The 16335-nt window shown below is 71.6% G+C and carries 16 protein-coding genes; 5 read left to right on the top strand and 11 right to left on the bottom strand.

From position 1 onward, the window contains the following. Window positions 1-86 precede the first annotated feature (86 nt). On the top strand, window positions 87-419 hold the full coding sequence (locus tag ABZ484_RS12580) for an ATP/GTP-binding protein (protein WP_358865873.1): 333 nt from the start codon (window positions 87-89) through the stop codon (window positions 417-419). Between the two features lie 25 nt (window positions 420-444). Here the strand turns inward: ABZ484_RS12580 and ABZ484_RS12585 are convergent, their stop codons facing one another. The 7 genes from ABZ484_RS12585 to mce all read right to left on the bottom strand — a co-directional run bounded on the left by ABZ484_RS12585 (window position 445) and on the right by mce (window position 10415). After that, window positions 445-1320 carry an ABC transporter permease subunit gene (locus ABZ484_RS12585; RefSeq protein WP_358865874.1) on the bottom strand — a complete coding sequence of 292 codons (876 nt, stop codon included), beginning with the start codon at window positions 1318-1320 and terminating at the stop codon, window positions 445-447. Further along, on the bottom strand, window positions 1317-2606 hold the full coding sequence (locus ABZ484_RS12590; protein ID WP_358865875.1) for an ABC transporter ATP-binding protein: 1290 nt from the start codon (window positions 2604-2606) through the stop codon (window positions 1317-1319). Before ABZ484_RS12590 ends, ABZ484_RS12585 begins: the two co-directional genes overlap by 4 nt. 141 nt (window positions 2607-2747) lie before the next feature. Continuing rightward, window positions 2748-3521, bottom strand: a complete 774-nt coding sequence (locus ABZ484_RS12595; RefSeq protein WP_358865876.1) for an ABC transporter permease subunit — start codon at window positions 3519-3521, stop codon at window positions 2748-2750. Between the two features lie 3 nt (window positions 3522-3524). Next, entirely contained in the window at window positions 3525-4523 is a 999-nt protein-coding gene (locus tag ABZ484_RS12600) for an ATP-binding cassette domain-containing protein (RefSeq protein ID WP_358865877.1), read from the bottom strand. 85 nt (window positions 4524-4608) lie between these two features. Continuing rightward, the gene (locus ABZ484_RS12605; RefSeq protein WP_358865878.1) at window positions 4609-5544 is read right to left on the bottom strand and encodes a cellulose-binding protein; all 936 of its coding nucleotides are present in this window, start codon (window positions 5542-5544) and stop codon (window positions 4609-4611) included. A gap of 226 nt (window positions 5545-5770) precedes the next feature. Beyond that, a complete protein-coding gene (gene scy, locus ABZ484_RS12610; RefSeq protein ID WP_358865879.1) occupies window positions 5771-9718 on the bottom strand; it encodes a polarized growth protein Scy in 3948 nt (1315 codons plus the stop codon). A 256-nt stretch (window positions 9719-9974) separates the two neighbouring features. Beyond that, window positions 9975-10415, bottom strand: coding sequence for a methylmalonyl-CoA epimerase (gene mce, locus ABZ484_RS12615; RefSeq protein WP_086730238.1), 441 nt, complete (start codon window positions 10413-10415; stop codon window positions 9975-9977). Between the two features lie 149 nt (window positions 10416-10564). Here mce and ABZ484_RS12620 point away from each other — a divergent pair, with 149 nt between their 5' ends. Next, window positions 10565-11773: an acetyl-CoA C-acetyltransferase gene (locus ABZ484_RS12620; RefSeq protein ID WP_358865880.1), complete on the top strand. Its 1209-nt coding sequence runs from the start codon at window positions 10565-10567 to the stop codon at window positions 11771-11773. Between the two features lie 52 nt (window positions 11774-11825). Further along, window positions 11826-12782 carry a methylmalonyl Co-A mutase-associated GTPase MeaB gene (gene meaB, locus ABZ484_RS12625; RefSeq protein WP_358865906.1) on the top strand — a complete coding sequence of 319 codons (957 nt, stop codon included), beginning with the start codon at window positions 11826-11828 and terminating at the stop codon, window positions 12780-12782. A gap of 94 nt (window positions 12783-12876) precedes the next feature. Here the strand turns inward: meaB and ABZ484_RS12630 are convergent, their stop codons facing one another. The 4 genes from ABZ484_RS12630 to ABZ484_RS12645 form a co-directional block, all read right to left on the bottom strand. After that, window positions 12877-13353: a MarR family transcriptional regulator gene (locus ABZ484_RS12630; protein WP_358865881.1), complete on the bottom strand. Its 477-nt coding sequence runs from the start codon at window positions 13351-13353 to the stop codon at window positions 12877-12879. Window positions 13354-13447: 94 nt separating this feature from the next. After that, window positions 13448-14245, bottom strand: a complete 798-nt coding sequence (locus ABZ484_RS12635) for an AIM24 family protein (protein ID WP_358865882.1) — start codon at window positions 14243-14245, stop codon at window positions 13448-13450. Continuing rightward, window positions 14242-14892 (bottom strand): AIM24 family protein, encoded by a 651-nt coding sequence (locus ABZ484_RS12640; protein WP_358865883.1) that lies wholly within the window; start codon window positions 14890-14892, stop codon window positions 14242-14244. Before ABZ484_RS12640 ends, ABZ484_RS12635 begins: the two co-directional genes overlap by 4 nt. Window position 14893: 1 nt before the next feature. After that, window positions 14894-15526 (bottom strand): AIM24 family protein, encoded by a 633-nt coding sequence (locus ABZ484_RS12645; protein ID WP_358865907.1) that lies wholly within the window; start codon window positions 15524-15526, stop codon window positions 14894-14896. A gap of 133 nt (window positions 15527-15659) precedes the next feature. Here ABZ484_RS12645 and ABZ484_RS12650 point away from each other — a divergent pair, with 133 nt between their 5' ends. Together ABZ484_RS12650 and ABZ484_RS12655 are read left to right on the top strand one after the other, a co-directional pair. Further along, entirely contained in the window at window positions 15660-16004 is a 345-nt protein-coding gene (locus tag ABZ484_RS12650) for a DUF3817 domain-containing protein (protein WP_306191759.1), read from the top strand. Continuing rightward, the gene (locus ABZ484_RS12655; RefSeq protein ID WP_358865884.1) at window positions 16001-16303 is read left to right on the top strand and encodes an MTH1187 family thiamine-binding protein; all 303 of its coding nucleotides are present in this window, start codon (window positions 16001-16003) and stop codon (window positions 16301-16303) included. The genes ABZ484_RS12650 and ABZ484_RS12655 overlap by 4 nt, the downstream gene beginning before the upstream one ends. The last annotated feature ends 32 nt before the right edge of the window (window positions 16304-16335 follow it).

The following is a 16335-nucleotide window of genomic DNA, read 5'->3' on the forward strand; positions in this document are numbered from 1 at the left end:
CGTGGCGGATCCTGACGTACGCCCCTGTCGGCGCCGCGTACGCTGGAGGTGAACCCGTCCTTCAGCAGAACCCGGTGAGGTGTCCCGTGTCGCCGCGTCGCAACCGCCCCAAGGGAGCCGGCTCGTCCGGCCGGAGCGCCGAGGACGACGCGGCGAGCCGTTACGGCGGCTGGCAGTCCACGGAGAGCTGGCAGGGCGAGGAGTGGAGCGTGCGCCATGTCGCGGGCGCCAGCGCGGCGGGCAAGACCTACCGCTGCCCGGGCTGCGACCAGGTGATCGGCTCGGGCGTCCCGCACGTGGTGGCCTGGCCCGAGCACGCCGGGGTGGACGACCGCCGGCACTGGCACAAGGCCTGCTGGAACGCGAGGGACCGCCGCACCACGCGGGTGCGGCGGTCCCGTGACGCGCCGAGGTTCTGAACCGGCCCTGAATGTCCGGTTCGTTCTAGACGTCCCGCTTCTGCAGGAGCGCCCAGGCGCCGGCGGCGGCGACCACCGTCGCGCCCAGGATGATCCACAGCGGGTCCCAGCCCGAAGGGCCGGAGCGGCTCAGGGAGTTGGAGTAGAACACGCTCAACTGGTTCGGGATGGAGTACTCGAACAGGGCCTGGCGCACCTTCTCCAGCGACTGCGTGAACATGAACAGCGCGATCACCAGCGGGGCGAGGACCACACCGATCATGATGGTGATGCCGCCCGCCGAGTGCCGCAGCACCGAGCCGACGAGCAGCGAGACAAGCCCGAGCAGGGCCATGTAGAGGCTGACGCCGACCGTGCCCTTGAACCACTCCGCCCCGGTCGGCTGCCGGGCCCCACTGCCTTCCAGCAGGGCCATCTGGAGGAAGGCGACCAGCGCCGTGGACACCAGCGTGATCGTGAAGGCGACCAGGAAGAACACCAGCGCCTTCGCCGCGAGCACCCGCCCCCGGCTGGGGCACGCCGTCATCGTCGTGCGGATCATGCCGGTGCCGTACTCGGAGGCCGTGGTCAGCACGCCGAGCGTGATGAGGCAGATGCTGCCGAGCAGCAGCCCGAAGAAGCCCAGCGACAGCGGGTTCTCGTCACCGGAGAGGTCCGACGAGGAGTTGGCGATCACCAGACCGGTCAGCAGCCCGATCCCGAGCACGAGCAGGACGAACACACCGAGCGTCCACATGGTGGAGCGCACCGACTTGATCTTCGTCCACTCCGAGGCGAGGGCGTGCCCCAGGTGCGTACGGACCACGGGGATCGGCGAGGTGTAACCGGGGTACGGGCCGCCGGCCGCCACCTCCCAGGCGGGCGGCGCGGCCTGCGGCATCGGAGTCTGCGGCGTGCTCATCGGGCGTCCTCGGACTTGGTGGTGTCGACGGCGGGGGCGGGGGCGGCGGCCTCCGGCGCGGGGGCGGCGGGCGCGGCGGGTGGAGCGGCGGGGGCGGCCGGCACGGAGGGCGCGGCGGGCGCGGCGGCGGGCTGGGCGTACGGGTTCGGCGCGCCCGCACCCGGAGCGCCGTACGGCTGGGGGTGGGGCTGGGCGCCGTAGGGACCCTGGCCCGGCTGCGGCTGCGGCTGCTGCGGCGGTGCGGCGAAGGGCTGACCGCCCTGCTGGGGCGGCGGCGGGGCGTACCAGCCGGGCTGGCCCTGGCCCGGGACCGGGACCGGCGGCTGGGCGCCGGGCGGCAGCGGCTGCATCAGCCCCGCCTTCTGGTCGATCGTCGAGCGGTAGTCGACGGCGCCCTGCGTCATCCGCATGTACGCCTCCTCCAGCGAGGCCTGGTGCGGCGACAGCTCCCACAGCCGTACGTCGGACTCGTGCGCGAGGTCGCTGATGCGCGGCAGCGGCAGACCCGTCACCCGCAGCGCGCCGTCCGGCTCGGGCAGCACATGCCCACCGGCCTCGGTCAGCGCCGAGCTCAGCTTCTCCCGCTGCTCCGGCTCGGTGTCCGGGGTGCGCACCCGGGCGAAGTCCGCGGAGTTCGCCGAGATGAAGGCCGTCACGCTCATGTCGGCGAGCAGCTGCCCGCGCCCGATGACGATCAGGTGGTCGGCGGTCAGCGCCATCTCGCTCATGAGGTGACTGGAGACGAACACGGTCCGTCCCTCGGCGGCCAGCGCCTTCATCAGGTTCCGCACCCAGAGGATGCCCTCGGGGTCCAGACCGTTCACCGGCTCGTCGAACAGCAGCACCTGCGGGTCACCCAGCAGCGCCGCCGCGATGCCGAGCCGCTGCCCCATGCCCAGCGAGAAGCCCTTGGAACGCTTCCTGGCCACGTCCTGAAGACCGACCACGCCCAGCACCTCGTCGACGCGGCGCGCCGGGATGCCCGACAGCTGGGCCAGGGACAGCAGGTGGCTGCGGGCGCTCCGGCCGCCGTGCACGGCCTTCGCGTCCAGCAGGGCGCCCACCTGGCGCGGGGCGTTGGGCAGCTTGCGGTACGGGTAGCCGCCGATCGTCACCGCGCCCGCGGTGGGGTTGTCCAGGCCGAGGATCATCCGCATGGTCGTCGACTTGCCCGACCCGTTGGGGCCCAGGAAGCCGGTGACGGCGCCGGGCCGTACCTGGAAGGAGAGGTTGTACACGGCGGTCTTGTCGCCATAGCGCTTGGTCAGGCCGACTGCCTCGATCATGCTCCGGTCCCATCGGAAGGTACCCGTCCCGGGATTTCAGGACAGCGGGGCACACGCCCCCGTAAGGGTTAGGAGGATATCCGGGCGCTGACGGTTCCAGCCAAAAGAAAGTAAAACCGAGGGGGTGGAGAGGCAGGAATCTCAGGCGTCCCGCCGCCGCAGCAGCGCGTAGCCGCCCGCGAGCGCCGCGATCACCCACAGCACCATGATCCCCAGGCCGCCCCAGGGGCCGTACGGGGTGTCGTCGCCGACCCGGGGGACCACCTGCATGATCCGGCTGCCGGCCTGGTCGGGCAGGTACTGGCCGATCTTCTTGGTCGCGGACACGTTGGCGAGGACGTTGGAGATCAGGAAGAAGAACGGCATCAGGATGCCCAGCGACAGCATCGGCGAGCGCAGCATCGCGGCGACGCCCATCGAGAACATCGCGATGAGGGCCATGTAGAGCCCGCCGCCGATGACCGCGCGCAGCACGCCGGGGGCGTCGAGCGAGGTCCGCAGCGGTGAGCCGAGCATCGCCTGCCCGAGGAAGAAGGCGGCGAAGCTGGTGACCATGCCGACGACCAGGGCCAGAGCGGTCGCGACGGCCACCTTGCCCGCCAGGAACGCGGCGCGCCGGGGGACCGCGGCCAGCGAGGTGCGGATCATGCCGGTGCTGTACTCGTTGGACACCACCAGCACCCCGAACACGATCATCGCCAGCTGGCCCAGTGTCATGCCCGCGAAGCTGACGAGCGTCGGGTCGAAGGAGAGCCGCTCGCGCGGGGGCATGTTGCCGAACTCGTGCTTCGTCAGCGCCGAGATCAGCATCCCGAGCGCGACGGTGACGACCACCACCAGGGACAGCGTCCACACGGTGGACGCCACCGACCGGATCTTGGTCCACTCGGACCGGATGACCTGGGTCGCCGCCATGCCTCAGCCCTCCGCCGCCGTCGTCGTGGCCGTGTCGGCCACGGCCTTCGCGGTTCCCGTGTCCCAGCCGGTGCCCCACGGCCGCTCGGGCGGCGGCTCCGTGCGGGCGTGGTACTCCACCGAGGAGGCCGTCAGCCGCATGAACGCGTCCTCCAGGGAGGACTGCCGGACACTCAGTTCGTGCAGCACCACCTGGTGCCGCGCGGCCAGCTCACCGATCCGCTCGGCCTTGCCGCCGTCGACCTCCAGGTGCCCGCCACCGCCCTCCACGGCCGTGATTCCGGCGCCGTGCAGCGCGTCGAGCAGCCGTTCGCGGTCCGGGGTGCGGATCCGGACGTAGGAGCGGGAGTTGCGTTCGATGAACTCGGCCATGGAGGTGTCCGCCAGCAGCCTGCCCTGGCCGATGACCACGAGGTGGTCGGCGGTCAGCGCCATCTCGCTCATCAGATGGGAGGAGACGAAGACCGTACGGCCCTGGGCGGCCAGCGATTTCATCAGGCTCCGGATCCAGAGGATGCCCTCGGGGTCGAGGCCGTTGACCGGCTCGTCGAACATCAGGATCCGCGGATCGCCGAGCAGCGCGCCCGCGATGCCCAGCCGCTGGCTCATGCCGAGCGAGAAGCCCTTCGCCTTCTTCCGGGCCACCGCCGTCAGACCCACCGCCTCCAGCACCTCGTGCACCCGGCCGGTGGGGATGCCGTTGCTCTGGGCGAGGCACAGCAGATGGTGGTAGGCGCGGCGGCCGCCGTGCACCGCCTTGGCGTCCAGCAGCGCGCCGATGTACGTCAGCGGATCCGCCAGCTCGTGGTAGTGCCGGCCGTCGATGCGCACGTCTCCGGCGGTGGGACGGTCCAGGCCGAGGATCATCCGCATGGTGGTGGACTTCCCGGCGCCGTTGGGCCCGAGGAAGCCGGTGACGATGCCCGGTCGCACCGTGAAGGTGAGGTCGTCCACCGCCACCTTCTCGCCGTACCGCTTCGTCAGCCCCGACAGCTCGATCATGCGGCCACGCTAGATGCGCACAAAGCCCCCCGCCACCGGAAGGCGGCGGGGGGCTCCACGACGTCCGGCCCCGGCGGGGCGTGCGTCAGCGGGACTGCTGGGCCGGAACCCCGCGGGAGATCGGCTCGTCCTCGGCCGGCGCGCCGGTGGCGGCGACCGCGGCACCGGTGAGGGTGGCCAGCATCTCGCGGACGTTGGTCAGCTGCGCGTTGATGGAGTCGCGGCGGTTGGTCAGCGCCGCGAGCTCGCGCTCGGACTCCGAACGGATGCGGTCCGCCTTGGCGTTGGCGTCGGCCACGATGTCCTCGGCCTGGCGCTGGGCGGTCTCGACGGTCTGGCGGGCGCGGCGCTCGGCGTCGGTGCGCAGCTTCTCCGCCTCCAGGCGCAGCTGCTCGGCGCGGTGCTCGATCTCCGCGAGCCGCTTCTCGGCCTTGGCCTGACGGGACGCCAGGTCGCGCTCGGACTGCTCGCGGCGCTTGGCGAGGTTCGTCTCGAAGTCGGCGGCGGCCTGCGCGGCCTTGGCGCGGGTCTCCTCGAAGAGGGCGTCCGCCTCCTCCCGCTTGGACTGCGCGTCCTTCTGCGCCTCGGCACGCAGCTGGGAGGCGTCGGACTTGGCCTTCTCGACGATCCGGACGCCCTCGTCCTCGGCCTTGGCCTTGCGCTCCGCGGCGAAGGACTCGGCGTCGTTGCGGACCTGCTGGGCCGCCGACTCGGCGAGTTCGCGGTGCTGCTCGGCCGCGCGCCGGGCCTCCTCACGCAGATCCTTGGCCTCTTCCTCGGCGAGGCGCAGGATCTTCTCGACCCGCGCGCCGAGACCCGCGTACGACGGCTCCGCGTCGGTGATCTGGGCCTGGGCGTTCTGCGTCTCGAGGTGGAGCTCCTCGATGCGCTTCTCCAGAGCGGTGATGCGGGAAAGAGCGCTGTCACGGTCGGAGACGAGCTTGGAGATACGTTCGTCCACCTGAGCGCGGTCGTACCCACGCCGCACAAGCTCGAAGCCGTAGGGGGAAGTGTCGCTCATGGGGTTCCTGTCGAATGAGACCGGTGAGGTGATAGGTCGAATCCTAGGGGCCGAAGCGGTGTGTCATCGAGCGGATACGTGTTTGATCTGGAGAATGACACCTCTTTTGAGTGGCTGACCGCCGGACGGCTTGCCAAGGACCGGGTGGAAGCCCCCCGGAGGGCACCCGGAAGCTCCCGGACGACCTCGGAGGAAGCCCCCGAAACGCCCGGAATCCACGCCAAGATTAGCCCTCGGACCCCTTGCCGCCCGACCGGGGTGCACCCACCGTCGCGCCCGCCTTCACGCCGCCGTCCTTGCCGGACGAGGGGGCCTCGAAGGACTCCAGCGCCTCCAGGACGTCCTGGACCCGGGAGATCTCCGCGTTGATGTCCTCGCGCCGGCGCACCAGGATCTCCAGCTCGCGCTTGCCCTCCTCGACCGTGCGCCGCGCCTCGCGGACCGCCTCGGCCTTCAGCTCCTCGGCCTCCTTCACGAGCGTGGCCTTCTTCTGCTCGGCCTCCTTCAGCAGCCCCTCGGCCTTCTTCACCGCGGCGATCCGCACCTTGCCCGCCTCGGAGTTGGCGTCCGAGACGATCTCCTTGGCCTTGGCCTGCGCCTTGGCCAGCTGCTCCTCGGCGGCCTTGATCAGCGCGTCGCAGCGGTCGCCCGTCGACTTCATCGTCTCGGCGGCCTCGCGGCGGGCCCGCTCGTGCAGCTCCTCGATCTCGGCGGTCAGGCGCTCGCGCAGCTCCTCGGCGCGCTCGCGGATCTGCGTGGCGTCCCGGCGGGCGCCGACGAGCAGTTCGTCCGCGTCCGTACGGGCCTTCTCCACCAGCGTGTTGCCCTGCACGGTCGCCTCGGACACGAGCCGCTCGGCCTCCTGGCGGGCCGCGCCCACCATCGTGTCGGCCTGGGACTCCGCGTCCGCCTTGGTCTTGACCGCGCTCGCCTGCGCCTCGGTGAGCAGCTTGTCGGCCTCGGCGGTGGTCTCCGTGATCAGCGTGTCGACCTGCTCGGCCGCCTCCGAACGCCGCTTGTTGGCGTCCTGGCGGGCCTCGTCCAGGGTCCGCTCGGCCTCCTCGCGGGCGGCGGCCAGCGTGCGCTCGGCCTCCGCCTCGGCGTCGGCCTTCAGCCGCTCGGACTCGGTGCGGATGCGCTCGGCACGGGACTGCGCGGAACCCACGGTCTCCGCGGCCTCGGCACGCAGCCGCTCCGCGTCCCCCGTGGCGTCCGAGATCAGCTTCTCCGCCCTGGCGACGGACTCCGCCCGCACCCGCTCGGCCTCCGCGGCCGTCTCCGCGCGCAGCCGGTCCGTCTCGTCGATCGTCTCCGTCCGCAGCCGGTCGGCCTCCGCGATGGTCTCCGTCCGCAGCCGGTCGGCCTCCGCGATGGTCTCCGTCTGCAACCGGTCGGCCTCCGCGCGCGCCTCGGAGATCAGCGTGTCCGCCTGCGTCGCCGCGTCCGACCGGATGCGGTTGGCGTCCTCGCGGGCGTCCGCCCGGGTGCGGGCCGCGGCCTGGTCGGCCTCGGCCAGCGCGTCCGATGCCTCGGTACGCACCCGCTGGGCGTGCTCGGCGACATCGGCGCGGATCCGCTCCGCCTCCGCGATCGCCTCCGACACCGTGCGCTCCGAGAGCGACTTGGCGGCCTCGGTCTCCTCCTGCGCCTCGCGCCGCAGCCGGGACGCGTCCTCGCTCGCCCGCTCCCGCTCGGCGTAGGCGTCGGTGCGGACCCGGTCCGCCTCCTCCTCGGCCTCCCGCCTCGTACGGTCCGCCGCGTGCTCGGCGGCCGAGCGCAGCCCGGCGATCTCCTCCTGTGCCTGCTCGTGCAGCCCGGCGACGGAGTCCCGCACCTGCTGCGCGTGCTGCTCGGCGGCGGTGACCATCTCGGTGGCGCGCCGGTCGGCCTCCTCCACCAGCCGGGTGGCCTCCGCCTGCGCCTCCTCCACGCGCTTGCGCGCCGACGCCAGCAGCTCCTCGCTCTGCTCGCGGGCCCGCTCGCGCTCCTGGTCGGCCTCCTGCCGGGCCGCGCCGAGGAGCTCCTCGGCCTCGCGGCGGCGCCGGGCGGCCTCCTCCTGGGCGGCGGCCAGCGTCTCGGACGCCTCCGAGCCCAGCCGTTCCGCGGCGGCCTGCGCCTCGGCACGGACCCGGTCCGCGGTGTCCTGGGCCTCCGCCTTGAGCCGCTCCGCCTCCGCCGCGGCCTCCGAACGCAGCCGTACGGCGATCGCCTCGCCCTCCGCGCGCGAGGCGGACGCGTCCGAGGCGGCCTCGTCCCGCAGCCGCTCGGCCTCGGCCTCCGCCTGCTGCTGAAGGGCGCGGATCCGCTCGGCGGCCTCGGTGCGCAGCCGCTCGGCCTCCTCGCCGGCCTCGCGGCGGATCCGCGCGGCCTCCTCACGGGCGTCGGTCAGCGCCTGCTCGGCTGCGGTCAGGCGCTCCTCGGCCTCGGTGTGCAGCCGGGTCAGCTCCTCGGCGGCCTCCGACTGCCGGGTGGCCAGCGCCCGCTCGGTCTCCTCGCGCAGCTCGGCCGCGGCGCGCTCGGCGTCCGCCCGGACCGTCTCCGCCTGCTCCTCCGCCTCCGCGCGGTGCCGCTCGGCCTCCTTGCGGGTGCGCTCCAGGGTCTCCTCGGCCTGCCGGCGCAGCGTGGTGGCGCGCTCGATGGCCTCGGTACGCACCTTCTCGCTGTCCGCGGTCGCGGTCCCGCGCAGCTCGTCGGCGTCCGCCTTGGCCTTGGCCAGCAGCTCCTCGGCGGACTTCGCCGCCTCCTCGATCTGCGCCACGGCCTCGCGCCGGGCCTCGGCCCGGATCCGCTCGCCCTCGGCGACCGCCTCGGAACGCAGCTGCTCGGCCTCGCCGCGCAGCCGGCGCGCCTCCTCCTGGAGCTCGACGGTCTTGGCGCGGTACTCCTTGGTGTCGTCCTTCGCCGCGCCCTTGAGCTGCTCGGCGATGTCGTGCGCCTCGGCGCGCAGCCGGTCCGCCTCCGCCTCGGCCTCGGTGCGGATCCGCTCGGCCTCCTCGGCCGCGGCCTTCGTGGTCCGCTTGGCCTCCTCGGCGGCCTTGTTCAGCACGTCCTCGGCGGTCTTGGCCGCCTTCGACAGCTGGGTGGCGCTCTCCTCGGCGGTGATCGTACGGGCCTTCTCCGCGGCCTCGGCGACGATCTTCTCCGCCTCGGCGCGGGCGTCCGCGACCAGCTGCTCGGCCTCGGACCTGGTCTGCTCGGCCTCCTTCGTGGCCTCCTCGACCAGCCGGGCGACCTGCTCCTTGGCCGTGCGGGTGCGCTGCTCGTTGGCGGACTCGGCGCTCGCCAGCGCCTTGGCCGCGGCGTCCTTGGCCTCGGTGACCGTCTTCTCGGCCTCGGACTGCGCCTTGCGCAGGGCTTCCTCGGCCTCCGCCATGCGCTGCTCCGCGGCGCGGCTCAGCTCCGTGGCCTGGCGGCGGGCGGCGTCGGACTCGCTCGCCGTGCTGCTGCGCAGCTGCTCGGCGTGGTCGGTGGCCTCCTGGGCCTGGGTGGAGGCGGCGTTGAGCAGGCGCTCGGCGTCGGTACGGGCCCGGCGCAGGATCTGCTCGGCCTCGGCGCGGGCCTCCTCGGCCGTGCTCTGGAGCCGCTGCCGGGCCTCGGCGGTCAGCCGCTCCGCCTCCGCGCGGGCGGCGGCCATCGCCTGCTCGGCCTCGGCGCGGGACTCGTCGAGGAGCCTGCGGGCCTGCTGCTCGGTGCGGGCGCGCAGCTGCTCCGCCCAGGCCACGTTCTCGTTGACGTGCGACTCGACGGTCTGCCGGCGCTCGGCCAGCTCCTGGTCGAGCTGCTGGCGGCGGGTCACCGCCTCCTGGTGCAGCTCGGCCTGGAGGCGCGCGGCCTGCTCGGCGTGCTCCTGGAGGATGCGCTGGGTCTGCGCGCGGGCCTGGCTCAGCTCCCGCTCGGCGTCCGCGCGGAGCTGGTCGGCCTGCATCTGCGCGTTGCGCAGCAACTGCTCCGCCTGGTAGCCGATGTCGGCGCTGTCGTAGGCGGGCCGGGTCATGAGGGTGCGCCGCGCCTCGTGCAGCTTGGCGCGCAGCACCTCGACCTGGTAGCCGAGGTCCTCGGCGTGCTGGATCGCCTTTTCCCGCTCGGTCTTCAGCCGATCCATCTCGGCCTCGAACCGAGAGAGGTGGTCGACGTCAGCCGCCGGCTCTCGCTCCTGGCGTTCGTAGCCCCGCACTGCGCGGTCCCATCCGTCCCCTGGTCGCAAGCCTGTCCAAACGAGCTCCGTCCATCCGCCGAACGGGGCCCCCGGGGGAATGGTGTCAGATCAACGGCGGAGCATGGGCTGCTGCCCCGTCGCTCGTCCCCCGAAACCCGGACCCCGGCGAGGTTCCGCCGCCCACGACGGCACAACCCGGCCGCGACGGCAGAACCCGGCCGCCCCTGCGTCAGGGACGACCGCCCCCAACCCTACCGGCCCTTATGTACGAGGGTCAGTGCTCAGCCGACTCAACAGCCGCCGAAGTGACCAGTTCTGTCAGGACGCCGTGACAATCCTTGGGGTGCAGGAAGGTGATCCGTGACCCCATGGAGCCGCGTCGGGGCTCGTCGTACAGAACGCGTACGCCCTTCTCGCGGATCCCGGCGGCGTCGCCGTCCACATCCGCCGTACCGAAGGCGATGTGGTGGACGCCCTCGCCGTTCTTCGCGAGCCACTTCCCGACGGCGGAGTCCTCGCGGGTCGGCTCCAGGAGCTGCAGGTAGGAGGCGCCGCCGTCGGAGGTCTCGTTGATCTTGAGCATGGCCTCGCGCACGCCCTGCTCCTCGTTGACCTCGGTGTGGAACACCTCGAAGCCGTAGGTGGTCCGGTAGAACTCGACGGTGGCGTCGAGGTCGTGGCAGGCGATCCCGATGTGGTCGATTCGCGTCAGCATGGTTTCAGTGCAACGCCAACCCGGTGGTTACGCAACGTGCGCGCGATCACACCGACGGCCCGATGACGGAGCCGACCGCCCCTCAGTACATTCGAAGTAAACCCTCGTTCACTCCTCGGCTGTGCAGGCCGGTAAGGGGATCGCAGCTCATGTCTTCTGGAACTCCCGGTACGACCAGCTCGGTGATCGTCGCGGGCGCCCGTACGCCCATGGGCCGGCTGCTCGGCTCGCTGAAGTCCTTCTCCGGAGCCGACCTCGGCGGCTTCGCGATCAAGGCCGCCCTCGACCGTGCGGGGATCGGCGGCGACCAGGTGCAGTACGTGATCATGGGCCAGGTGCTCCAGGCCGGCGCGGGGCAGATCCCGGCACGTCAGGCCGCGGTCAAGGCGGGCATCCCGATGAGCGTCCCGGCGCTCACGATCAACAAGGTGTGCCTGTCCGGCCTGGACGCGATCGCGCTGGCCGACCAGCTGATCCGCGCGGGTGAGTTCGACGTGGTCGTGGCCGGTGGCCAGGAGTCCATGACCAACGCGCCCCACCTGCTGCCGAAGTCCCGCGAAGGCTTCAAGTACGGCGCGGTGCAGATGATCGACGCGATGGCCCACGACGGCCTGACCGACCCGTGGGAGTCCATCCCGATGGGCGAGTCCACCGAGAAGCACAACACGCGCCTGGGCATCGGCCGCGCCGAGCAGGACGAGATCGCCGCCCTCTCCCACCAGCGCGCCGCCGCCGCCCAGAAGAACGGCGTCTTCGAGGCCGAGATCACCCCGGTGGAGATCCCGCAGCGCAAGGGCGACCCGGTCCTGTTCAGCAAGGACGAGGGCATCCGCGGCGACACCACCGCCGAGTCCCTGGCCAAGCTGCGCCCGGCCTTCGCCAAGGACGGCACGATCACCGCCGGCTCCTCCTCGCAGATCTCCGACGGCGCGGCGGCCGTGGTCGTGATGAGCAAGGCCAAGGCCCTGGAGCTGGGCCTGGACTGGATCGCCGAGATCGGCGCCCACGGCAACGTGGCCGGCCCGGACAACTCCCTCCAGTCGCAGCCCTCCAACGCGATCCTGCACGCCCTGAAGAAGGAGGGCCTGGAGGTCTCCGACCTGGACCTGATCGAGATCAACGAGGCGTTCGCCGCCGTGGCCGTGCAGTCAATGAAGGACCTCGGCGTGTCCACGGAAAAGGTGAACGTGAACGGCGGCGCCATCGCCCTGGGTCACCCGATCGGGATGTCCGGGGCCCGGCTCGTGCTGCACCTGGCGCTGGAGCTGAAGCGCCGCGGCGGCGGCGTGGGCGCGGCGGCGCTGTGCGGCGGCGGCGGCCAGGGCGACGCGCTGATCGTCCGGGTGCCGAAGGCGTAAGCCCCGCCCGACGACCGAACCTCTTTACGCGGATGATGTGAACGGAGCAGTGATGCAGGACGTCTCCTCGCTGGTGGCCCAGGCCAGGGAAGGGCGGCCGCGGGCCGTCGCCCGGCTGATCTCCCTGGTGGAGGGGGCGTCCCCGCAGCTCAGGGAGGTCATGGCGGCGCTCGCCCCGCTGACCGGCAACGCGTACGTCGTCGGCCTCACCGGCTCCCCGGGCGTCGGCAAGTCGACGTCCACCTCGGCGCTGGTCACCGCGTACCGCAAGCAGGGCAAGCGGGTCGGCGTACTGGCGGTCGACCCGTCGTCGCCCTTCTCCGGCGGCGCGCTGCTCGGCGACCGCGTCCGCATGTCGGAGCACGCCTCCGACCCGGGTGTCTACATCCGCTCGATGGCGACCCGGGGCCACCTGGGCGGCCTGGCCTGGGCCGCGCCGCAGGCCATCCGCGTCCTGGACGCGGCGGGCTGCGACGTGATCCTGGTCGAGACGGTCGGCGTCGGCCAGTCGGAGGTGGAGATCGCCTCCCAGGCGGACACCTCCGTCGTCCTCCTGGCCCCCGGCATGGGCGACGGCATCCAGGCGGCCAAGGCGGGCATCCTGGAGATCGGGGACGTCTACGTCGTCAACAAGGCCGACCGCGACGGCGCCGACGCCACGGCCCGCGAGCTGAACCACATGCTGGGCCTGGGCGAGTCCCGCGCCCCCGGCGACTGGCGCCCGCCCATCGTCAAGACGGTGGCGGCCCGCGCCGAGGGCGTCGACGAGGTCGTCGAGGCCCTGGAGAAGCACCGGGCGTGGATGGAGGAGCACGGCGTCCTGACCGAGCGCCGCCTGGCCCGCGCCGCGCACGAGGTGGAGACGATCGCGGTCACGGCCCTGCGCGAACGCATCGGCGACCTCCACGGAGACCGCCATCTGGGTGCCCTCGCCGAGCGCATCGTGGCCGGCGAGCTGGATCCGTACCGCGCGGCGGACGAGCTGGTGGAGGGCCTGACGCAGGCCTGAGCCCGGTCAGTGGCACGGACATGGAGAAGGCGGAGCCCCCAGGGGCTCCGCCTTCTCCGTACCGTCAGGGGCCCTCAGGGGCCCTCAGGGGCCCTCAGGGGCGCCCCCGCTGCCCCCGCAGATGCTCGGCGATGGGCTTGAGGGCCTTGTCCAGCTCCATCAGCGCCTCGGGCTCCAGCAGGTCGATGAAATGCCTCCGCACGGACGCCACGTGGTGCGGCGCGACCTTCCGCATGGTCTCCATGCCGTGCTCGGTGAGGACCGCGTACAGTCCCCGGCGGTCGGACTCGCAGTTCTCACGGCGCACCAGGTTCGCGTTCTCCATGCGGGTGATCTGGTGCGAGAGCCGGCTCTTGGACTGGAGGGTGGCGGACGCGAGGTCGCTCATCCGCATCCGCACGTCCTCCGACTCGGAGAGATTCACCAGGATCTCGTAGTCGTTGATCGTCAGGCCGAACGGCTGCAAGTCCTTTTCGAGCTGGTACGTCAACAGCCTGTTGACCTCCAGGTGGGTGCGCCAGGCGCACTGCTCCGCATCGGTCAGCCAGCGCGTGGCCGTCTCGGTCTCCATGAATGAAGTCTACCTAAAAAGTTGAAAGGCGAACTAGTGAGGGTGGTGTGACGGCGCGCACGCGTTCGAGCCGTCACACTCCGCAGACTACCGCTCACAGCCCGAAGCGACGCTGGAGGTCTCCGAGCTGTCCGGGAAGGCGCGGTGCGCCGGCTTGCGGTCCGTGGCTTCCGGACACTCCCGCGCCACCGGGTACCCCGGGCTCGTGCGGAACCACTCCCGTGGCCTGCTCGGCCATGAGGGTCTCGGACGACTGGAGCAGGACCGTGCCGGCTCCCACGAACTCGAACTGATGCTCCTCCCCGGAGGCCCCGCCCAGGCCCGTCATCGCACGTAGACCACCCATCACCCCGGTCATGTACCCATGGTCGTAGTGATGGCAGGGCGAGGGGCAGTCGGCCCACCCGACGAGCGCCTGCGGGTCCACCCTGAGCGGCGGCTCCATGAACACCACCGGCCCGTTAGACGCGGCCACGAACTTCCCGGTTCCGATCAGGGTCAGAAAGCCCGGCACGATCGACTGTTTGAGCGCGAGACTTGGCTGAAAAGCAAGCAGATTGCCCGAGCGAATGGTCAGATTGCCGTCGTCCAGGTCGTAGGAGTTGACATCGAAGGCCCGGTCGGCGAGCAGCATCTTGCCCGAGCCCTCCGCCACGACCCAGTCGCTCGCGTGCAGAGGCGAATGGAACGAGGTGCGCACCAGACGGTCCAGCCGCCCGTGCCCGACACCGTTGAACTCGATCGTCCCGTAGTAGGCGATCATCTTCCCCTTCTGCAGGAACCACTGGCTTCCCTTGAGTTCCACGCAGAAGGTGTAGCTGTTGACGTTGTCGTCCGCCGGCAGGCTCATCGGGTCGTGCACCACGGGCCCGGCCGTTCCGTAACCGCTCACAGCTTCTCCTCCGAGGCCTGCACGTACACCGCGCCGTTGCCGCTCAGCTCCAGCTGGAAGGCCTCGCCGGAGCCGCGCCCCACCATGTCGCGCCAGCCCAGCGCCGTGGAGAGCTTGTTGCGTACGTCCCCGTGGTGGGCGACGTAGGCCTGCGGGTCGACGTGGACCGGGCGCTGCGGGGTGATCGGCACCTCGAAGACGCCGCCGTGCGCCATGACGGCGACCGCGCCGTGCCCCTTGAGGGTGGTGGTGAACAGCCCCTGGCCGGTGACCTGGCCGCGCACCATGCCCATGACCCCGCCCTGCGCGCCCATGAACATCGTGCCCTGCTGGAGCGTGCCCTCGAAGGCGAGCAGCCGGTCCGCCTCCACGTACAAGGTGTCGCCCGACAGGTTGATGACCTGCACATGGTGCCCGCCGTGCCCGAAGAACACCGTCCCGCTGCCCTCCACGGTCATCAACGGCGTGGCCTCACCCGCCACCCGCCGTCCGATCATGGACATCAGCCCGCCCTGACCGCCCTGGATGTTGGGCGTGAACGACACATCCCCCTTGTACGCCAGCATCGCCCCCCGCTGGCTGAACAGCCGCTGCCCCGGCACCACCGTGGCCTCGATCATCTTGGAGTTGATCTCCCGCAAGGTCATGTCACACGTCCCCCGCGATCGTGTTCCGCTCGCTCGGCTGCACGTACACGAGCCCGTCCCCCTCGAACCGGATCTGGAAGGCCTCCCCGCCGCCCTCACCCAGGAGCGTGCGGAAGGTCACACCGGACTGGAAGGACTGCCGCACGTTCCCCTGATGGGCCACATACGCCCCCGGATCGACGATCAGCGGATACTGCGGGCTGACCCGGAGCACCACCGCCGGCCCGTCCGACAGGATCGCCGCCTGCCCGTGCCCCTCGACGGTGGTCGTGAACAGCCCGTTGCCCTGCGAGGCGCCCCGCAGCCCGGTGAACGTCGTCCCCGTCCTGAGCCCCTCGTCGGTCGCCAGCAGATTGCTCGACTCGACGAACAGCTTCTCGCCCTGCAACCGCACGAGATTGATCTCGGACGCCCGGTCGGCGAACCAGCAGGTCCCCTGCCCCCGCACCTCCATCACCGTCATCTGCTCACCGGTGAGCCGCCGCGTCACCATCCCGCGCAGGCCCTCACCGCCGCCCGTCAGCTTCTTGAAGGCCATCTGCCCGTCGTACGCGACCATCGAGCCGTTCTTCGCCTTCACGGCGTCCCCGGTCATGTCGACGGCGAGCACCTTGCTGCCTTGGAGTCGAAACATCGCCACGGTGCGAAGGTAGCGGCGGACACGGGTGGGGACACCCCCTCCCCTCCATCCCCGGACGATTTGCCACAATGGACGAAACTTTGTGCCCGCGTTCACAAACGCGCGTCTCTCCCACCGAAGGTGATCCGTGGACATCAAGACCGCCACCGCCCTCCGCCGCCTCCGCCTGGTATCCGCCCCCGAGGCGGTGTCCTTCATCCTGCTGCTGGTCTGCTCGGTCCTGAAGCGGACCACGGACTTCAACGCGGTACCGGTGATGGGCTCGATCCACGGCGTCCTGTTCATCCTCTACGTGATCTTCTGGGCCGACGCCTGGAACCGCACGAAGTGGCCGCTGAAGACCGCCGCCCTCTACTTCGTCCTCTCCGTCCTGCCCACCGGCGGCTTCTTCGCCGAGCGCAGGCTCAAGCGCGAGGCCGAGGACGCCGTGATCGCCTCCCGCGCCCGCCGCGAAGGGATCGTGAACGCATGATCGTCGCCTTCTCCGTGACCCCCCTCGGCGTCGGCGAGGACGTGGGGGAGTACGTGGCCGACGCGGTCCGAGTGGTCCGCGAGTCCGGCCTCCCCAACCGCACCGACGCGATGTTCACCTCCGTCGAAGGCGAGTGGGACGAGGTCATGGACGTCGTCAAACGCGCCGTGGCCGCGGTGGAGGCACGCGCGCCGCGCGTCTCCCTGGTCCTCAAGGCGGACATCCGCCCCGGCGTGACGGACGGCCTCACCTCCAAGGTGGAGACGGTGGAACGCCACCTGGCCGCGCAGAGCGAATAGCCGACGAACCCCGCGGCCGCACGACGGCGGAA

Origin of the sequence: Streptomyces sp. NPDC006393 (assembly GCF_040628575.1) — a bacterium.
In the GTDB taxonomy this organism is placed as follows: domain Bacteria; phylum Actinomycetota; class Actinomycetes; order Streptomycetales; family Streptomycetaceae; genus Streptomyces.